At 60.8% G+C, this 16,004-nt stretch carries 20 protein-coding genes; 7 read left to right on the forward strand and 13 right to left on the reverse strand.

The genetic code is table 11. The annotated features are described in order from the left end of the window. Positions 1-25: 25 nt before the first annotated feature. The 3 genes from A6764_RS14630 to A6764_RS14640 all read right to left on the reverse strand — a co-directional run bounded on the left by A6764_RS14630 (position 26) and on the right by A6764_RS14640 (position 2,360). Entirely contained in the window at positions 26-1,483 is a 1,458-nt protein-coding gene (locus A6764_RS14630) for an NAD-dependent succinate-semialdehyde dehydrogenase (RefSeq protein ID WP_413541955.1), read from the reverse strand. A 183-nt stretch (positions 1,484-1,666) separates the two neighbouring features. Continuing rightward, positions 1,667-2,011, reverse strand: a complete 345-nt coding sequence (locus A6764_RS14635; protein WP_065066140.1) for a carboxymuconolactone decarboxylase family protein — start codon at positions 2,009-2,011, stop codon at positions 1,667-1,669. Positions 2,012-2,135: 124 nt separating this feature from the next. Next, the gene (locus tag A6764_RS14640; protein WP_141669558.1) at positions 2,136-2,360 is read right to left on the reverse strand and encodes a hypothetical protein; all 225 of its coding nucleotides are present in this window, start codon (positions 2,358-2,360) and stop codon (positions 2,136-2,138) included. A 121-nt stretch (positions 2,361-2,481) separates the two neighbouring features. Between A6764_RS14640 and A6764_RS14645 the strand changes: the two genes are divergently transcribed. The 3 genes from A6764_RS14645 (at position 2,482) to A6764_RS14655 (ending at position 5,339) form a co-directional block, all read left to right on the forward strand. Beyond that, on the forward strand, positions 2,482-2,775 hold the full coding sequence (locus tag A6764_RS14645) for a hypothetical protein (RefSeq protein WP_176703201.1): 294 nt from the start codon (positions 2,482-2,484) through the stop codon (positions 2,773-2,775). A 461-nt stretch (positions 2,776-3,236) separates the two neighbouring features. Beyond that, on the forward strand, positions 3,237-4,742 hold the full coding sequence (hutH, locus tag A6764_RS14650) for a histidine ammonia-lyase (protein ID WP_065066138.1): 1,506 nt from the start codon (positions 3,237-3,239) through the stop codon (positions 4,740-4,742). Between the two features lie 180 nt (positions 4,743-4,922). Continuing rightward, entirely contained in the window at positions 4,923-5,339 is a 417-nt protein-coding gene (locus tag A6764_RS14655; protein WP_065066137.1) for a thiol-disulfide oxidoreductase DCC family protein, read from the forward strand. A gap of 6 nt (positions 5,340-5,345) precedes the next feature. On the opposite strand, the gene cdaS is transcribed toward A6764_RS14655, so the two are convergent. The 9 genes from cdaS to A6764_RS14700 form a co-directional block, all read right to left on the reverse strand. Beyond that, a complete protein-coding gene (gene cdaS, locus A6764_RS14660) occupies positions 5,346-5,969 on the reverse strand; it encodes a sporulation-specific diadenylate cyclase CdaS (protein ID WP_065066136.1) in 624 nt (207 codons plus the stop codon). A gap of 130 nt (positions 5,970-6,099) precedes the next feature. Beyond that, entirely contained in the window at positions 6,100-6,609 is a 510-nt protein-coding gene (locus A6764_RS14665; RefSeq protein ID WP_065066135.1) for an acyl-CoA thioesterase, read from the reverse strand. 162 nt (positions 6,610-6,771) lie between these two features. Beyond that, positions 6,772-7,092 carry a hypothetical protein gene (locus A6764_RS14670; protein ID WP_035298178.1) on the reverse strand — a complete coding sequence of 107 codons (321 nt, stop codon included), beginning with the start codon at positions 7,090-7,092 and terminating at the stop codon, positions 6,772-6,774. Between the two features lie 101 nt (positions 7,093-7,193). Then, positions 7,194-7,478 (reverse strand): 4a-hydroxytetrahydrobiopterin dehydratase, encoded by a 285-nt coding sequence (locus tag A6764_RS14675; RefSeq protein WP_029099276.1) that lies wholly within the window; start codon positions 7,476-7,478, stop codon positions 7,194-7,196. A gap of 74 nt (positions 7,479-7,552) precedes the next feature. Beyond that, positions 7,553-8,302 carry a class I SAM-dependent methyltransferase gene (locus tag A6764_RS14680; protein WP_065066134.1) on the reverse strand — a complete coding sequence of 250 codons (750 nt, stop codon included), beginning with the start codon at positions 8,300-8,302 and terminating at the stop codon, positions 7,553-7,555. Between the two features lie 224 nt (positions 8,303-8,526). Next, positions 8,527-9,213: a deoxynucleoside kinase gene (locus tag A6764_RS14685; protein WP_029099274.1), complete on the reverse strand. Its 687-nt coding sequence runs from the start codon at positions 9,211-9,213 to the stop codon at positions 8,527-8,529. Positions 9,214-9,260: 47 nt separating this feature from the next. Continuing rightward, positions 9,261-9,896: a deoxynucleoside kinase gene (locus tag A6764_RS14690; protein WP_029099273.1), complete on the reverse strand. Its 636-nt coding sequence runs from the start codon at positions 9,894-9,896 to the stop codon at positions 9,261-9,263. Positions 9,897-10,136: 240 nt separating this feature from the next. Further along, complete coding sequence (gene splB / locus A6764_RS14695; protein WP_029099272.1) at positions 10,137-11,210, reverse strand: spore photoproduct lyase; 1,074 nt, start codon at positions 11,208-11,210, stop codon at positions 10,137-10,139. A 70-nt stretch (positions 11,211-11,280) separates the two neighbouring features. Further along, positions 11,281-11,493, reverse strand: coding sequence for a hypothetical protein (locus A6764_RS14700; protein ID WP_029099271.1), 213 nt, complete (start codon positions 11,491-11,493; stop codon positions 11,281-11,283). A 145-nt stretch (positions 11,494-11,638) separates the two neighbouring features. On the opposite strand from A6764_RS14700, the gene A6764_RS14705 reads away from it, so the two are divergent. Then, positions 11,639-12,145, forward strand: coding sequence for a sigma-70 family RNA polymerase sigma factor (locus tag A6764_RS14705; RefSeq protein WP_065066133.1), 507 nt, complete (start codon positions 11,639-11,641; stop codon positions 12,143-12,145). Between the two features lie 5 nt (positions 12,146-12,150). Further along, positions 12,151-13,503 (forward strand): DUF4179 domain-containing protein, encoded by a 1,353-nt coding sequence (locus tag A6764_RS14710; protein WP_255309582.1) that lies wholly within the window; start codon positions 12,151-12,153, stop codon positions 13,501-13,503. A gap of 140 nt (positions 13,504-13,643) precedes the next feature. Here the strand turns inward: A6764_RS14710 and thiD are convergent, their stop codons facing one another. Continuing rightward, positions 13,644-14,438, reverse strand: coding sequence for a bifunctional hydroxymethylpyrimidine kinase/phosphomethylpyrimidine kinase (gene thiD, locus A6764_RS14715; RefSeq protein WP_029099268.1), 795 nt, complete (start codon positions 14,436-14,438; stop codon positions 13,644-13,646). Between the two features lie 112 nt (positions 14,439-14,550). On the opposite strand from thiD, the gene A6764_RS14720 reads away from it, so the two are divergent. Next, entirely contained in the window at positions 14,551-15,360 is an 810-nt protein-coding gene (locus A6764_RS14720) for a sensor histidine kinase (RefSeq protein ID WP_065066132.1), read from the forward strand. Then, on the forward strand, positions 15,357-16,004 hold the full coding sequence (locus tag A6764_RS14725) for a response regulator (RefSeq protein ID WP_035298184.1): 648 nt from the start codon (positions 15,357-15,359) through the stop codon (positions 16,002-16,004). The genes A6764_RS14720 and A6764_RS14725 overlap by 4 nt, the downstream gene beginning before the upstream one ends.

Genomic DNA, 16,004 nt, shown 5'->3' on the forward strand with positions numbered 1-16,004 from the left:
CCTTCGTCAGGCTGGCCTTCCCCTCTCAATCGGGCAGTGTCAACGTCACGTATTTGACGTCCAGGTATTCGGCCAAGCCGTGATGCCCGCCTTCCCGCCCAACGCCGCTTTCCTTGATGCCGCCGAACGGCGCCTGCGGAACGCTGAGCGACGTGCCGTTTACCGCCACCATGCCAAACTCCAGCCCTTCGCTCATCCGGCAGGAGCGGCCCAGATCGCGCGTAAAGACGTACGCCGCCAACCCGTACGGTGTCTCGTTGGCCCAGCGGAGCACCTCTTCCTCCGATGCAAAGCGGACAATGGGGGCAACCGGGCCGAAAATTTCCTCGCGGGTGACAGCCATGGCGCGGGTGACGCCGTCCAGGACGGTGGGAGCGAAGAAATGGCCGCGCGCATACGCCCCCGCCGCCAGCCTGTAGCCGCCCGTCAGGATGCGTGCTCCGTTTTCACGGGCGTCAGCCACCAACTGCTCTGCCCTGCGCACGGCGTTCTCGTCAATCAACGGTCCCACCTGCACGCCCGGTTCCGTCCCCGCCCCCACCCGCAAACTGCGCACCCGGGCGACAATCCGCTCGGTCAGCGCGTCCGCGATCTCCTGATGGGCGTAAATGACGTTGATGCCGTTGCACATCTGCCCGGCATTTTCAAACTTGTTGGCGACGATGGCCTCGGCGGCCCGCTCCAGATCGGCATCGGGAAAGACGATCACCGGGGCGTTTCCGCCCAGTTCCAGCGACAGCCGCTTGACCTGGTCGGCCGCCCTGCGCATCAACTGCTTGCCCACTGCCGTGGAGCCGGTAAAGGAGAGCTTGCGCACGCGGGGATCGGACAGCCACGCGCCGCCAATCGCATCGGCCTCGCCCGTCACCAGGTTGGCCGCTCCGGCGGGCAGCCCCGTCTCCATCAGGTGATCGAACAGCGCTACGGCGATCAACGGCGTCTGCCGCGCCGGCTTCAGCACCGCGGTGCATCCCGCTGCGAGCGCCGGGGCCATTTTGCGCGCCACCATCGCGGCCGGGTAGTTCCACGGCGTAATCAGAGCGGCTACGCCTACGGGCTGGCGCAGCACCAGGATTCGCTGCTGTTCCCTGGAGGCGGGAATCACCTCGCCGTAGGCCCGCTTCCCCTCTTCCGCGTACCAGCGGATAAACGCGGCGGCGCCTTCGATCTCGTCCCGCGCTTCGTCCAGCGGCTTGCCCTGCTCCGCTGTCAGCAGTTCCGCCAGCACGTCCCTGTCCCGGACGATCCGCTCGGCCCACTCCATGAGGTAACCGGCGCGCGTCTGGGCCGGAAGCCGGGCCCACAGCGGGAATGCCTGCGCCGCCGCGTCGACGGCCAGCCGCGCTTCACGCTCGCCTCCAAGAGGCACCCGTCCGACCACCTCCCCCGTCGCCGGATTCGTCACGTCCAGCGCAGTCGGGAGGGAGTGCTTCTCCCCGTTGATCCAGCAATGATTCCACTGATCCCGCGTTCCGTTTGTCACTGCCATTCCTCCTCTCGGCACGACACCGCCACAGGTTGTGCAACGATTAGTACATTGTACGTGCCAATCGATCGGCTATACCTGGGAAGTGAGCCAAGCGGACGGTTCGAAAGCGGCTTCGACAGCCAAAAAAGGAGCAGACCCCCCATGGGTCTGCTCCGCAGTGACCACTGATTCGACGCGCTACTGCACGTCCAGCTTTTTTTCCTCCATGACCTCATTGATCAGAATGACGCCGTGGGACAGCGTCGTCCCACCTCCGAACGCCCCTGCCACCGCTACCGTCTCCGTGATTTCCCGTTCGCTCGCGCCTTCCGCCAGCGCCGCTTCCAGGTGATAAACGATGCAGTGCTCATTGCCCGCGAACAGCGAAATGCCGAGCGCCATCAGGTGCTTATCCTTGGACGAAAGCTCGCCGGGCGTAAAACACTCGCTGGTAAACCGGGTGTAGGCGTTCAGCGCGTCGGGCATCAGCCGGCCAAACGCCTGCAGCCCTTCCCGATACTGCTCTGCCAAGTAGTGCTCCATTACCAGTCTCCTCCAGATGATCCGTTTGTCGATAGGTTAGGTTTCCCCAAACGAACCGCTTCATGCAGGAGCGCGTCACAAAAAAAAGCGCCGCTCACTGGGAACGGCGTTGCTGCGTATCATGTTAGGAGCAGGAAGAGCACCGGCCGCCGCAGCCGCAGCCACAACTGGAGCTGGATCGGTAGGACGACGAGCCGTATCCGCCCGAACTGCTGCCCGTGCGCTCATACGTGCAGCGGTCGTAGTAGTGACGCATTCTCCGTTTGTGGTGGGAGTACAGTTCGTGGTACCTGCCGTATTTCCGGCGGTGATGGCGGTACTGCTCGCATTTTTGCTTGTAGTGGTGCATCCGCTCCAGGTGGTAATGGTACTTATCCAGATCGTAGTCGATGTCCTCCCTTCTACCATGCCTGCGCCGTTCAGAACTGGGCGGTATCGGGATATTGGGGCTGACGTTCGGCGGTATCGGAATGTTGGGGCTGACATTCGGCGGTATCGGAATGTTGGGGCTGACATTCGGCGGTATCGGGATGTTGGGCCGGACGCGCGGCGGTCTCCTCGGTATGTTGGGCGACGGCAGATTGGGTGACGGAAGGTTCGGGGACGGCAAGTTGGGAGACGGTACGTTCGGCGACGGCCGGTTCGGAGACGGCAGGTTGGGCGACGGTACGTTCGGCGACGGCCAGTTCGGGGACGGAAGGTTCGGGGATGGCATGTTCGGCCATGGCAGGTTCGGAGACGGCACGTTCGGCGACGGCAAATGAGGCAGCGGCTTCTCCTTCGGCTTGCGCCTGGGCCTTGGCAGCGCCGGAGGCATTGGCGGGATCTTGCGGCGTTTTTCCACAGTCACACGTCCTTTCTGGTATAATCGCACAGTACATGGTATGACATTCACCCTTTCCGAGAAACGACACCTGCCCACTCCCGCCGATAAAGCTGAGCCCGATTTTGCCTTGGTCGTGCGAACGCCGTGTCGGGATTCCCCTTGACTGCTTCCCTCTATCAGGTACAATGAAAAAAGATGAAATCATCTGAATCATTCAAAAGGACAGAAAGTGGGGAAACGCATGCCGGGCGGGCGTCTCGCACGTTTTGCCAATCGCATAGGTACCCGGGAAGAGGGGATTAGGAACAAACGTCCTATCCCCTCTTCCTTTTTCGTTCTCTGCTTTGCTAACGGAGAAAATCCATGCGCACGACACACTTATGGTGAAGGAGGCCGCTCATGAGCGAACAACCGACCGTGATTTTCCTGGACGGCGACCATTTGTCGATCGACCAGGTAACAGCGATTGCCCGCTGCGGGGCAGTAATCCGGCTCACGCCCGAAGCGGCGGAACAGGTCCGCCGCTCCCGCGCCCTGGTGGACCGCATGGTGCGGGAACGGCGCGTGGTGTACGGCATTACCACCGGCTTTGGCAAATTTTCCGATGTCGTCATTCCCGCCGGAGACATCCGCCGCCTGCAGGAAAACCTGATCGTCAGTCACGCCTGCGGCATGGGGGAGCCGTATCCGACGGAGGTGGTCCGGGCGATCATGGCCCTGCGCATCAACGCGCTCGCCAAAGGGTATTCCGGCATCAGGGAAGAAACGCTGCAGTTGTTGATCGAGATGTGCAATCGCGGCGTCCATCCCGTCATCCCCCAGCAGGGGTCGCTCGGCGCCAGCGGAGACCTCGCCCCGCTCGCCCACATGGTGCTGGTGATGCTGGGCAAGGGAGAAGCCGAATTTCGGGGCAAGCGACTGTCCGGCGCGGAGGCGCTGCACGCCGCCGGCCTGGCGCCGATCCGCCTGGAGGCCAAGGAAGGATTGGCACTGATCAACGGCACGCAGGCAATGACCGCCCTGCTCGCCATCGCCCTGCATGACGCCCGCATCCTGATGGAGAGTGCCGAGGTGATCGCCGCGATGACCGTGGAGGCGCTGCGCGGCATCCCGAAAGCGTTTGATCCGCAGCTCCATCTCACCCGCCCGCATCCGGGGCAGCAGGAGTCGGCGCGCCGTCTGCTCGCCCACCTGCACGGCAGCGAACGGACGACCGCCCCGGGAGAACTGCGCGTCCAGGACCCGTACAGCCTGCGCTGCATTCCCCAGGTCCACGGGGCGACGCGCGACGCGCTGGAATACGTCTGGGCGGCCGTCACACGGGAATGCAACAGCGCAACCGACAATCCCATCCTCTTCCCCGACACAGGGGAGGTGATCTCGGGCGGCAACTTCCACGGTCAGCCCATGGCGCTGGCGGCCGATTTTCTCGCCATCGCGATGGCCGAGTTGGCCAACATTTCCGAACGGCGAACGGAGCGTCTGGTAAATCCGCAGCTCAGCGGCCTGCCCGGTTTTTTGACGGAACACGGCGGGCTGCACTCCGGCTTCATGATCACCCAATACACGGCCGCTTCCATCGTCTCGGAGAACAAAGTGCTGTGCCACCCCGCTTCGGTCGACTCGATTCCCTCCTCCGCCAATCAGGAGGATCACGTCAGCATGGGCACGACGGCGGCCCGCAAGCTGCGCGCCGTTGTCGCCAATACGGCCAGGGTGCTGGCCATCGAATACCTGGCGGCCGCCCAGGCGATCGAGTTTGGCAGCGGCCGGTTGGGTGACGGCACGCAGCGGGCCTATGAGCACATCCGTCGCACCATTCCGCGCCTGACCGAAGACCGGGAGATGCACACCGACATGGCCAAAGCGGAAGAACTCATCCGAAGCGGCGTGCTGGTCTGGTGACGTTCCCCGAAGCCACACCTCCATCGAATCCGCGTAATGGAGAAGCGGCCGCCGATCTGTTATGCTGAAAGGGAGAGGATTATGCGGCGGATACGTCATGGGGTATACCGTCTGCGGCAAGCCTGACACGTTCCCGCAGCCTCCTCTCCGCACCGACTTCTGTGACAGGAGGCGCTTTTGATGAACAAGCCGCCCCGCTCCGAAGCCATTCTGCTGTTTGACGGCGTGTGCAACCTGTGCCACGGCGCCGTCCGGTTTATCATCCCGCGCGACCCCTCCGGGCGGATCTGCTTCGCTTCGCTCCAGTCGGAGACAGGCCGCCGTCTCCTCGCCCGACACGGCTTTCCCGCAGACGAGCTGCGCACCGTCGTGCTGATCGAGGGGGACAACCTGTACACCCGCTCGGACGCGATGCTTCGCGTCTGCCGCAAGCTGAACGGGTGGTGGCCCCTGCTCTCGTCGCTGGGACTTGTGATTCCCCGTCCTGTACGGGACTGCGTGTACAACTGGATTGCCCGCAACCGCTACCGCTGGTTCGGGCGGCAGGAACAGTGCCTGCTCCCCACGCCGGAGATCCGTCAGCGTTTTGTGGAGTGAGGGAGGTCATGGCACCGGCGCGCCGGTCATGATCGGATACAGTTTCCCCTTGAAGGCAAACGAGGTCTTCCCCGTCTCCTCCGACACGACCAGGACGAGCGCGTCGCTTTGCTCCGTCAGTCCAATCGCCGCCCGGTGACGGGTGCCCAGCTTGCGTCCGCCTGTGTCCACTCTGGACAAAGGCAGGACGTTGCCTGCCGACATGATCCGGTTGGCGCGGACGAGAACGGCCCCGTCGTGCAGGGGGCTTCCCGGATAAAACAGGGACTCCAGCAGCGAATGGCTGAGCGTCGCGCCGATGGGAACGCCCGCCTGAATCAAGCGGTCAAGCGGATCGTTCCGCTGAACCACGATCAGCGCGCCGTGGCGCCTCTCCGACAGGTGCCGGATGGCGATGGTCAGGTCCATGTAGGTATCAGTGTAAGGCCCCAGGTAGCACTGCAAATAAAACGAGGCGGCTTTCGCCTCGATCCGGGTAAACCACTCCTTGACCTCTTCCAGCCTTCCCAGCAGGCAGTTGTTCTCGTCTGCCAATACGGAAATGCTCTGCTGCAAATTCTCGACGATCTCCTGCAAATCCCGCTTGATTTGTTCCTTCATCGGGGAGACGTCGCATTCCACGTGTTCCATGCCCATCCCTCGATTCACGACCGTTCGTTCGCGATTATTGTGACCGTTCGGCCCCATCGGCATACCGCACAAACAAAAACCCCGCCGGATCGTGACCATCCGCGGGGTTTTAACGATTTGACGATGCAGGTCAAATGCTTTTCTTGATGTTCAACTGGCCGATGAAAGCTTCCGTGCTGCGCTTTCGTTCCTTGCGCATCTGCTTCCGCTCTTCGGCGGTCTCAAAGAGGTATTTTTCCTCTTCCGTTTCCGGAATGACCGGCGGAACCGGTGTCGGCTTGCCGTCTTCGTCGAGAGCGACGAAGGTGAGGAACGAGGTAGCGGTCAGGGCACGCTCCCCGGTCATCAAGTTCTCGGAGATGATTTTCACGAACACTTCCATCGACGTGGTTCCCGTCGAGGAGACGATCGCCTCCAGGCAGATGGATTGGCCCATCTTGACGGGGGTCAGGAAGTCGATGGAGTCGATGGATGCGGTGACGACCGGCCGGCGGCAGTGGCGCATGGCGGCGATGGCCCCCACTTCGTCGATGTAGGACATCATCTTTCCGCCAAACATGGTATTGTGAAAGTTGGTATCGGACGGCAGTACCAGTGAAGCCTGAATGGTTCGGGACTCTTTTGTCGTCTTAGCTTTCATCGCTGTTGCTCCTTTGCCAATCAACTTGTTGACGTTCCCATCATACCACAAGGCGGACAGGTTTCAAACGAGTGAACATCGTTTTCCGCCGCCATTTGCTGCCGCCTGTCGTGCTGCAGCCGAACGGGCCGTTTCCGCAGCGTGAACAAGCCGCCGGCCCGCTTATCGTTTCAGAACGATCTCCGCTTCCGTGCCGAAAATGGAGAGGCGCCCGTCGGCAAAAGCGGCCAGGTCTTCTTCGTCCGCAGGAATCTCCATCAGGATGTCCACGACCTGGTCGCCGTCAACGGCAAATGACAACTGCAGATCCTTTTCCCCAAACTCGTTGTCCGACAGCCGCACGTCAATCAGCTCACCGCGAAACTGCGTCACTTCCTCGTCTTCGCCGTCACTGTCCCACTGGGTAAACTGAATCTCCGCCGCCTGTCCGCGAAATTCCTTTTCCATCACCGCCATCAACTGATCGTGCTGGTGAATCTCCATGTGAATCCCTCCGTTTCATTATGTACACAACTCCATCTTACCAGACCGCGGCCGCCAAACAAAAACGCCGCCCGGATGAACGGGGCGGCGCATCGGCCGTTCTAGCTTACCTTGCTGATTGTCTGGGCGAGGGCAAAATCCTTGCCCGTCAGTCCTCTCGCGTCCCGGGTCGTCAGCGTAAACGTGACCGCCCCGCCGGAGATCTGGATCTCGACGTGCTGGCTGTCGTGTTCCAACTGCTCCGCCACGCGGTTGACGAAGCTGACGGCGGCGGCAAAATCGGGACAGTGGTACGTGCGGGCCAACGCCATCCGGTCTTCCACCAGCCTCCAGCCGGGCACTTTGTTCATGTACACTTTCACCTGTTCCAGTGTCAGTCTGCTCATCAGCACGCCCCCTTCGCTCGGTGAACGGAATTACCACCATCATATTCACCGACACGTCCGGTTAGTCACGCTGATCAGCGCTCAGCCTGCCGCTTGCGGGCGTAGAAAATCATGCGCGGCGACGTTTCCGCCTCGTACGGCCGGAATTCGTAGTCGCCGTAGGTTTCGATCCGCTCAAATCCGGCCCGGCGCAGCATGGCCGTCATTTCCTCCACGGAGAACAGGCGCACTTGCTCCAGATAGACGCGGGGCTCGGGCTGCTCCGCATCGTTGACGACGATCCGCTTTTTGACAAACCCGTCTTCGATCCAGCGCTCCTCCTCGATGAAGAGGCCGGCGACCTCTTTCGTCGAGCGCGGCACGAGATGGGCCTTGACGTAGGCCGGATTGAGGTAATCGATGACGACTTCCCCGCCCGGTTTCAATGCGGCGGCCATGTTTTGGACCACCTGTGCGTTTTCCTCGTCGGAAGCGAAGTAGCCGAAGCTGGTAAACAGGTTGACGACGATGTCAAACTCTTCCCGAAACGGGATGTGGCGCATGTCGTAGCGGTAAAAACGCAGGTTGGAAAACGAGTTCTGTTCCTCCGCCAACTGCAGCAGGACGGACGACAAGTCCACCCCGACCACGTCATATCCCCGGCGAGCCAAGGCCCGCGAGTGACGCCCGCTCCCGCAGCAGAGGTCCAGCACCCTGCCCGTGCGCTTAATCGGCAGCCGCTTCAGCAGATTGGCGATCTCCTCGTCCGCCGAAGCATCGTCGCGGTGTTGGTACACCAGCACGTAATCTTCACGAAAGCTGCGTTCAAACCATTCTTCTGCCATTTCTGTGCTCCTTTGATTTCCAAGATGCCACTATTATACCACAGCCGGATTGGGCCAAAGCCCATTTCGCCCGGCTCGAAGTGCAGCGCAAGACGGAAGACCCACGCCCCTCGCGACAGGACAGGGCGTCATCCCCCAGACCGGCAGCCGTTCCTCCGCGCAGAAAAAACCCCCCTCGATCGGCATGGGTACACGCCGCCAGGGGGTGATGCACTCACTTGGCCTTATCGGCGGAACGACCGACCCAGGCGGATTTTTTCCGCCACCCGGGACAGGACCACTTCCACCGAGGACTGATCGGCCACCACGTCGTACTCGTTGATGTTAATCCGCAGGACGGGACAGGCGGAAAACGAGCGAATCCAGCGTTCGTACCGCTCGTACAAATCCCGCCAGTATTCGACCGGCGTCCGCTGTTCCATCGGCCGCCCCCGCTCCTTTACCCGGCTGAGAATGTCCTCAAAGCTGCCCTCCAGGTAAATCAAGAGGTCGGGATGGGGGAAGTACGGCGTCATCACCATGGCTTCAAAAAGCTGGGAGTAGGTCTGGTAATCTTCCTCGGTCATGTGCCCCTGTTCGTACAGCATGCGGGCAAAAATGCCCGTGTCCTCGTAGATCGAGCGATCCTGAACGAACCCCCCGCCGTATTCGAACATGCGCTTCTGTTCCTTGAAGCGCTCCGCCAGAAAGAAAATCTGGAGGTGAAAGCCCCACCGGGAGAGATCCTCGTAAAAGCGGCCCAGGTACGGGTTGTTGTCCACCTTTTCCACGGAGACGCGGAAGCCCAGCAGCTCGGCCAGCGCGCGCGTAAACGTGGACTTGCCCACCCCGACCGTTCCGCCGATGGTGATCACGGCGTTGCTCGGTATGCCGTATTTTTCGCGAAGATGGCTGTTCCTAAATCCTGACATGAACGTAACTCCTTCTCCTGTAGTTGCGGTTGGCCCTTTGGAAACGCTCACGATTCCTGCAGCGCCCTGATCTGCGGCCCGATCTGGCCGAGCACGTAGGCGAGATCCTCCGGCCTGTGCACGAAATCCAGATCGTCGCAGTGAAACTTGATCACCGGCGTATCGGGATGACACCGTTCAAACGCTTTCATAAATTCGTCGTAATCGGCGATCAGGTTTTTCATGTACCCCACATCCATGTTGCGCTCCACGTCCCGGTCGCGCATCGCGATCCGCTTCATGACGGTGTCGATCGAAGCGGTCAGATAGACAACCAGATTGGCCTGCGGCAGACCTTCGGTGAGGATGTCGTAAATCTTTAAATACTTTGGCAAATTTTCACCGTCCAGGGTCCTTTTGGCAAAGATCGTGTTTTTGAAAATGTTGTAATCGGACACGACGGACACGCCCTGCTGCAGGTACCGGGAGCGGATGTCCTGAAGCTGCTTGTATCGGTTGCAGAGAAAAAACATCTCCAGTTGGAAACTCCACTCCGCGATGTTCTCGTAAAACTTCCCCAGAAACGGGTTTTCGTAGACGATCTCTTCCAACAACTGCAGCCCGAAAGCCTTGCTGATTTCCCGGGACAGCGATGTTTTGCCGATTCCGATCGGCCCCTCGACGGTAAGCAAAATGGACTTCATGACTATGTACAAATCCTTTCCCACGATATGAGAGCACTCCATATTGTAGCATGGACGGTCACGGTTTGTCGAAAAGATTCGATTCATGGGGGAAACATTGGCAGCTTTGTGGCAGCAAACAACCTGTGGGCCGGCCAGCAATCTGCCAGGCCGACCCGTGATATGAAAACGAACGAACCGGTGTTGTCTGATACGGCATACCCTGGACGGCGGAGCATGGCCCCTTGATCATCAGCGGCTTCAGGTGAAGTACTCGATTTTCGCCTGCGGAAACAGCCGGGCAATCTCCCGCTCCAGGTGGGCTTGCAGTTCTTTGGCCTGCTCGTCCGGATAGACGTATTTGCCTCTGCCGTACTTGCCCCACTTGTATTTGCGTTCCGCTTCGTTCATCTCCAGTCTGGTTTTGGGATATCGCTGCAAGATCAGCTTCTTGGCCACTGTGGTAAAGCGGTGCTGGATCAGTTCAAAAGTCAGGTCCTCCATCGCCTCGGGGACCAACTGCTGCCGAAGCCTTTCCAGGAGATCGGTGTAGCCCGCTTCCCATCCGTCAAAGCGGTAAAGCGGCGCCAGAATGAAGCCGAGTGGATAGCCGGCCCTGGCCACTTTTCCGGCCGCTTCCAAACGCTGTTCAAAGCTGGACGTGCCGGGTTCGAAGTTCTTGATCACGTAGTCCGCGTTCATGCTGAAGCGAAAGCGGGTCTGCTTGTTGTGCCGGGCGTCGAGCAGGGAGTCCACATGGTGAAACTTGGTGACGAACCGCAGCCTCCCAAGCGGCTGATTGCCGAAAAACTCGATGGCTCGCTTCAGATTGCCGGTAATGTGCTCGATGCCGACCGGGTCGGAGGTACAGGCCGCCTCAAACCGGGTGATCCGGGGGGCCCGCTCGCGGATGTACCGCTCGGCCTGGGCAAAGATTTCGTCCGTGTTGACGTAGACGCGGACGTACGGCCTGGTGCCGATGTTGGTGTTCAGGTAGCAGTAATGGCAGTGGGCCGCGCAGCCGGTGGCGAGCGGCAGGGCGTACTCGGCCGACGGCTTGGACGGCTCGAACTTCAGCGTCTTGCGCACGCCTACGACCAGTGTCCGCTTGGCGTTGCGGTACTGCTGCACCTCCGTCTCTCCCGGAATGCCGCGCACCTGATTGTGACTGGTCGTCATCCGGATGGGCAGGCCCCGCTGTTGATACCGCCGGTACAGTTCCCGGCCGAGCGGGTAGTCCAGTGCGGCCGGTTCAAAGAAGACGAAATCCGGCTCAAACAGGTTCGCCTCGCTGCCGTCCGTCGATGCCGCCTTGTTCAACCTTGTCGTTTCCATGGCAGGTTCCCTCCTCCGGCTAGTATCTCCTGCCCGCCGAACGTCCACCGCGGAGAAACCTGGCTGGCACCTACTGCAAGGTCTGTTTGAAGCGGCGCAGCCACTGCTCGGCCTCTTCCCGCTCCTCCGCAGGCACCTGCAGCACGTAGACGTGTCCGGCCCGCTTTGTCCGCTGCGCCAAGAGCCTCACCCGCACTCCCCTCGTTTCCAGATACCGCCGGCACTCCTGGGCCATTCGCGGCAATCCGTATGATTCGTGAATAGTCCTCCATTTGATCCACATGTTTGGTTCCACCCGTCCTTTCCATGCTCGATACCATACTGTAAGCAGCTGCAGGGCATCCGGTTCAACCTGGACAGCGGATCAACCGCGCGCAGGCAAAACCGTTTGCCGCTCCCGGGCGTCTAATAAGACGGGAGGGGTCGACGTGAACCTGGAACAGCTTGTCGCGGCCGCGCAGCGCGGAGACGACGACGCGTTTTACCAATTGATTCGCGCACACAAGGAAAAACTGTACAAGGTGGCCTACGCTTTTTTCCGCAACGAGACGGACGCCCTGGAAGCGCTGCAGGAAGTGACCTGCCGGGCCTACCTGAAGCTCTCCAAGCTGAAAACTCCCGCCTACGTGTCCACCTGGCTGACGCGGATCATGATTCACACCTGCATTGACGAGCAAAAGCGAAAGCGGCGCTGGCAGGTGGAGCCGACCGAACGGGAGGCCGCCCACGTGGAGGACACCGACAGCCGGATGCAGATCGACGAGGCACTGTCCCGCCTGACTCCCGTCCAGCGCCAGGTGATCATTTTGAAGTACTTTGAAGATTTGACCATCCGGGAAATTGCCTCCCTGCTCGGCCACCCGGAAGGCACGATCAAGACGTGGCTGCACAAGGCGCTCGGCGCCCTGCGCGAAGATCTGGGAAAAGGATGGTGATCACGGTGCGTGACCGGGAAAAAACGGAACAGCAGTTGACCGAGATCAGGGAGCGGTATCAGCATGTGGCGGTCCCGGAACAGGCGGATCACTACATCCTGGCCGGCATGGTGGAAGCGCGGCGGCGGCAGATGCGCACGCAACGCCTGCGCCGGATTGGCTGGTCGGCGCTGACCGCCTGCGTGCTGATGCTGGGGCTGGTCTTCTCCATCCGCCTCTCCCCCGCCGTCGCCGCCTACGTCAGCCATGTGCCCGGCTTGAAGCCGCTGGTGGAGCTGATCCAGTACGACAAGGGACTGCAGATGGCAGCCCGCCACGGTTTGACCCAGCCGGTTGGCATTTCAGCCGTCCGCGACAAGGTGAGCTTTACGGTGGATCAGGTGTTGATGGACAAAAAACGGATGCTGATTTTTTACACCATTAAGTACACGGAGCCGGGACATGTGACGGAGCTGGAAAATCTGGAACTGTACGATCCGGCGGGAAAACAGTTGGAGGCGGGGATCTCTTGGTCTCTCCTGCCTGTTGACGAGGAGGCGGTCGTGAATCAAAACAAGCTGGATGTCTACATGCAAGATGACGTCCCGATCCCGGACCGCATCACCGCCAAGGTCACCCTGTCCGTGGACGGTCAGGTATGGGAACCCTTGTCCGTGGACATCCCGATCGACAAGTCCACATTCGCCGACCTGACAGAAAAGGTGTACCCCGTCAACAAAACGGTGATCGTGGACGGTCAGGCCATCACGGTGGAGCGCGTCACCGTCTATCCGACGCAGACGGAGGTGGCCATCCGCTTCGACCCGAAAAACAGCAAGCGCATCTTCGGCTTTGACAACCTGCGTCTGGTCAACGAAAAAGGGGAGACGTTCGCCTTCTGGGGGAACGGCGTATCCAGCCGTCCCGTCGACGAGGACAGCGTGGTCTACTACCTGGAGAGCAGCTACTTTACCCCGCCGGAAAAGCTGTACGTGACAGCCGACGGCATCCGGGCCCTGGACAAGGACAAATTGCACGTGGTCATCGACGCGAAAACCGGCCGGCTGCTGCAGGCGCCGGACGACAGACTGCGGGTGGAAGCCCTGCGGCAGAACGGAGACGTGGTGGGGCTGGACCTCGGTCTGCGGGTGGAGGAGCGAGATCTTCACCAGTTTCACCCGTATGTCCGGGATTTTACCGATGACCGGGGCAACGAGTACGAGCATGTCCAGGGGACTTCCTACGCGGACGGCGGCCTCCAGCATTATGGGGAACTGTTCAAACGGAAAACGGAGAAGGGCGTTCCGTCCACGTATCGGTTTACCCTGTCCTATTATCCCGCGAAACTGAATGGGGATTTTACCGTCTCCATCAAATGATCGGCTGCGGTCAGTTGGAACGGCTGCCATCGGCCGGACGGAACGTTTGGCATCGGCGGCTCGGGCCGTCACCCGGACGTTCGACCGCCCTTCCTCCATAACGAAGAGCCCGAGGTCTCCTCGGGCTCTCTGCTGCTGTTTTATTCAATGGTTGCCCAGTGATTGGTCGGGCCGTGCCCACCGCCGATTTGCGGTGCGGTGGCGATGGCCTGGACGATGAATCGGTTGGCCCGCTCCACTGCTTCCACCAGCGGTTTCCCCTTGGCCAGTTCCGCCGTCAGGGCCGCGGAAAAGGTGCAGCCGGTCCCGTGGGTGTGCCGGGTATGAATGCGGCTGTGGGCCATTTCGTAAAACGCTTGTCCATCGTACAGCATGTCGACGATCTCCTCGCCGTCCAGGTGTCCGCCTTTCATCAGCACATGGCGTGCGCCCAGGGCGTGAATCGCCTTTGCCCCTTCCCGCATGTCCGCCGGCGTGCGGATCGTCATGCCGGTCAGGCACTCCGCTTCCGGCAGGTTGGGCGTCACCACTTCGGCCAGCGGGAGCAGGTGTGTTTTCAGCGCGTCAATCGCTTCGTCCAGCAGCAGCTTGGCCCCGCCCTTGGCGACCATCACCGGGTCGACCACCAGCTTTTCCAGGCGAAACGCGCGCACTTCCTCCGCCACCGCCCGGATGATCGCCGCGTCAAACAGCATGCCCGTCTTGGCCGCGTCCGCGCCGATGTCCCGCAGGACTTCGCGGATTTGTTGCGTCACCGCTTCGGTCGGCAGCGGGTAGACCCCCGCCACCCCCAGGGTATTTTGCGCCGTCACCGCCGTGATGGCGCTGGTGCCGTAGACGCCGAGCTGATGGAACGTCTTCAGGTCCGCCTGGATGCCGGCGCCGCCTCCGCTGTCCGAACCCGCGATGGTCATCGCTTTTGCAACCGTGCTCATGTTTTCTCCTCCTGTCAGTCTCTCGCTCTTACCCGAGTATATCATCCGCCCGGCTCCTTCGGTATACTAGATACGAGGTTTGAAGGATCAGGCAAAAGGAAGGGGTTTTGGCATGACGTACCGCAGCCTCTACTGGCTGACCGTTCTCCTGCCGCCATTCATCATCGGCGGCTTTGAATTTGTCCGGCACGATTTTCTGCTCGAATACCTGTCGATGGAAACAGGCAACGTCTACATTACGATCCTGACCCTGCTGCTTTCGTTTCTGTTTGCCACCTGGATGTTCCGCAAGATCGAGCGGATGAATGCCAAGCTGGTGGAAGAACAGGCGCGCCGCGCAGTGTATGAGGAGCGGGAACGGCTGGCGCGGGAACTGCACGACGGCATCGCCCAGTCGCTCTTTTTCCTCAACGTCAAGCTGAAGCAGGGACAGCTTGAGGATGCGCGGGTGGCTGTTTCGGCCATCGACAATCACGTCCGGCAGGCGATTTTCAACCTGCGCTCCCTGCCCGAAGAAGGCAGCAGCTTCACGCAGCGCGTGGAAAAGTGGCTCTCCCAGTGGAGCGCGCTGTCGGGAGTGGATGTGACGCAGGAGGTGAAGCTGGACGACGGCTTTTTTTCACCGGCCGAAGAGGTGCAGTTGTTCGGCGTCATCCAGGAGGCGTTTGCCAACATCCGCAAGCACGCCAATGCCCGCCACGCGTGGCTGAAGCTGGTTGGCGCCGGTCCCGGAAACTGGCAGCTCGTGATTGAAGACGACGGCATCGGAATCCCGCCGATTGACGGCGAAGCGAAAAAATACGGCCTCGCGATGATGTGCGAGCGCGCCAAGCAGTTGGGCGCCGCCATCGTCATCCGCCAGCGCGCGGCAGGTGGCACGGAGATTCGGCTGACGGCCGGAAACGGAGGAATGGGGAGATGAACGCATACCGGGTGTTGATTGCCGACGACCATCCCATGGCGCGAATGGCGATCCGCAGCCTGTTGGAACAAGATCCGTCCTTTGAGGTGATCGGCGAGGCGGCCGACGGAGAGGAGGCGTACACCCTCTGCGGACAGCTTCAGCCCGATCTGGTGCTGATGGACATCAACATGCCCAGGTGGAGCGGCCTCGAAGCCACGCGGGAAGTGAAAAAAGCGTACCCGCACATCAAGGTGGTGATCCTCAGCGTATCCGACGATGTCGGCGACCTGATCACCGCCATCCAGTTCGGCGCCCAGGGGTACCTGCTGAAAAACCTGGAGCCGGACGACTGGATCACCTATCTGCATGCCCTTCTGGGGGAAGACAGCGACGTCTCCCGCGAAATGGCGACGCGGCTGCTTCACCGCTTCCGCCAGGAGGAAAGACTGGACGAGCCGACGCCGGACGTGCTCACCCCGCGCGAACGGGAGATCGTCATGTACGTGGGGGCCGGCAAAACCAACCGGGAGATCAGCGACGCGCTGATTATCGCGGAAAACACGGTAAAAAACCACATCAAAAACATCTTGGAAAAACTGCAGTTGGCCAATCGGGTACAGTTGGCCGCCTATGCGGTCCGCCACCGTCTGCTGAAAAAATGA

It is taken from the genome of Brevibacillus sp. WF146, assembly GCF_001673705.2.
Classification (GTDB): Bacteria; Bacillota; Bacilli; order Brevibacillales; family Brevibacillaceae; genus Brevibacillus; species Brevibacillus thermoruber.

What these genes read in the sequence shown, in the direction of transcription:
- A6764_RS14700 (WP_029099271.1), bottom strand. Translation starts at nt 11,493, where the DNA reads ATGTGGATCAAATGGAGGACTATTCACGAATCATACGGATTGCCGCGA.
- A6764_RS14655 (WP_065066137.1), top strand. Translation starts at nt 4,923, where the DNA reads ATGAACAAGCCGCCCCGCTCCGAAGCCATTCTGCTGTTTGACGGCGTG.
- A6764_RS14665 (WP_065066135.1), bottom strand. Translation starts at nt 6,609, where the DNA reads ATGAAAGCTAAGACGACAAAAGAGTCCCGAACCATTCAGGCTTCACTG.
- thiD (WP_029099268.1), bottom strand. Translation starts at nt 14,438, where the DNA reads ATGAGCACGGTTGCAAAAGCGATGACCATCGCGGGTTCGGACAGCGGA.
- A6764_RS14690 (WP_029099273.1), bottom strand. Translation starts at nt 9,896, where the DNA reads ATGAAGTCCATTTTGCTTACCGTCGAGGGGCCGATCGGAATCGGCAAA.
- A6764_RS14680 (WP_065066134.1), bottom strand. Translation starts at nt 8,302, where the DNA reads ATGGCAGAAGAATGGTTTGAACGCAGCTTTCGTGAAGATTACGTGCTG.
- hutH (WP_065066138.1), top strand. Translation starts at nt 3,237, where the DNA reads ATGAGCGAACAACCGACCGTGATTTTCCTGGACGGCGACCATTTGTCG.
- A6764_RS14720 (WP_065066132.1), top strand. Translation starts at nt 14,551, where the DNA reads ATGACGTACCGCAGCCTCTACTGGCTGACCGTTCTCCTGCCGCCATTC.
- cdaS (WP_065066136.1), bottom strand. Translation starts at nt 5,969, where the DNA reads ATGGAACACGTGGAATGCGACGTCTCCCCGATGAAGGAACAAATCAAG.
- A6764_RS14645 (WP_176703201.1), top strand. Translation starts at nt 2,482, where the DNA reads ATGTTGGGGCTGACATTCGGCGGTATCGGAATGTTGGGGCTGACATTC.
- A6764_RS14635 (WP_065066140.1), bottom strand. Translation starts at nt 2,011, where the DNA reads ATGGAGCACTACTTGGCAGAGCAGTATCGGGAAGGGCTGCAGGCGTTT.
- splB (WP_029099272.1), bottom strand. Translation starts at nt 11,210, where the DNA reads ATGGAAACGACAAGGTTGAACAAGGCGGCATCGACGGACGGCAGCGAG.
- A6764_RS14685 (WP_029099274.1), bottom strand. Translation starts at nt 9,213, where the DNA reads ATGTCAGGATTTAGGAACAGCCATCTTCGCGAAAAATACGGCATACCG.
- A6764_RS14670 (WP_035298178.1), bottom strand. Translation starts at nt 7,092, where the DNA reads ATGGAGATTCACCAGCACGATCAGTTGATGGCGGTGATGGAAAAGGAA.
- A6764_RS14725 (WP_035298184.1), top strand. Translation starts at nt 15,357, where the DNA reads ATGAACGCATACCGGGTGTTGATTGCCGACGACCATCCCATGGCGCGA.
- A6764_RS14640 (WP_141669558.1), bottom strand. Translation starts at nt 2,360, where the DNA reads ATGCACCACTACAAGCAAAAATGCGAGCAGTACCGCCATCACCGCCGG.
- A6764_RS14675 (WP_029099276.1), bottom strand. Translation starts at nt 7,478, where the DNA reads ATGAGCAGACTGACACTGGAACAGGTGAAAGTGTACATGAACAAAGTG.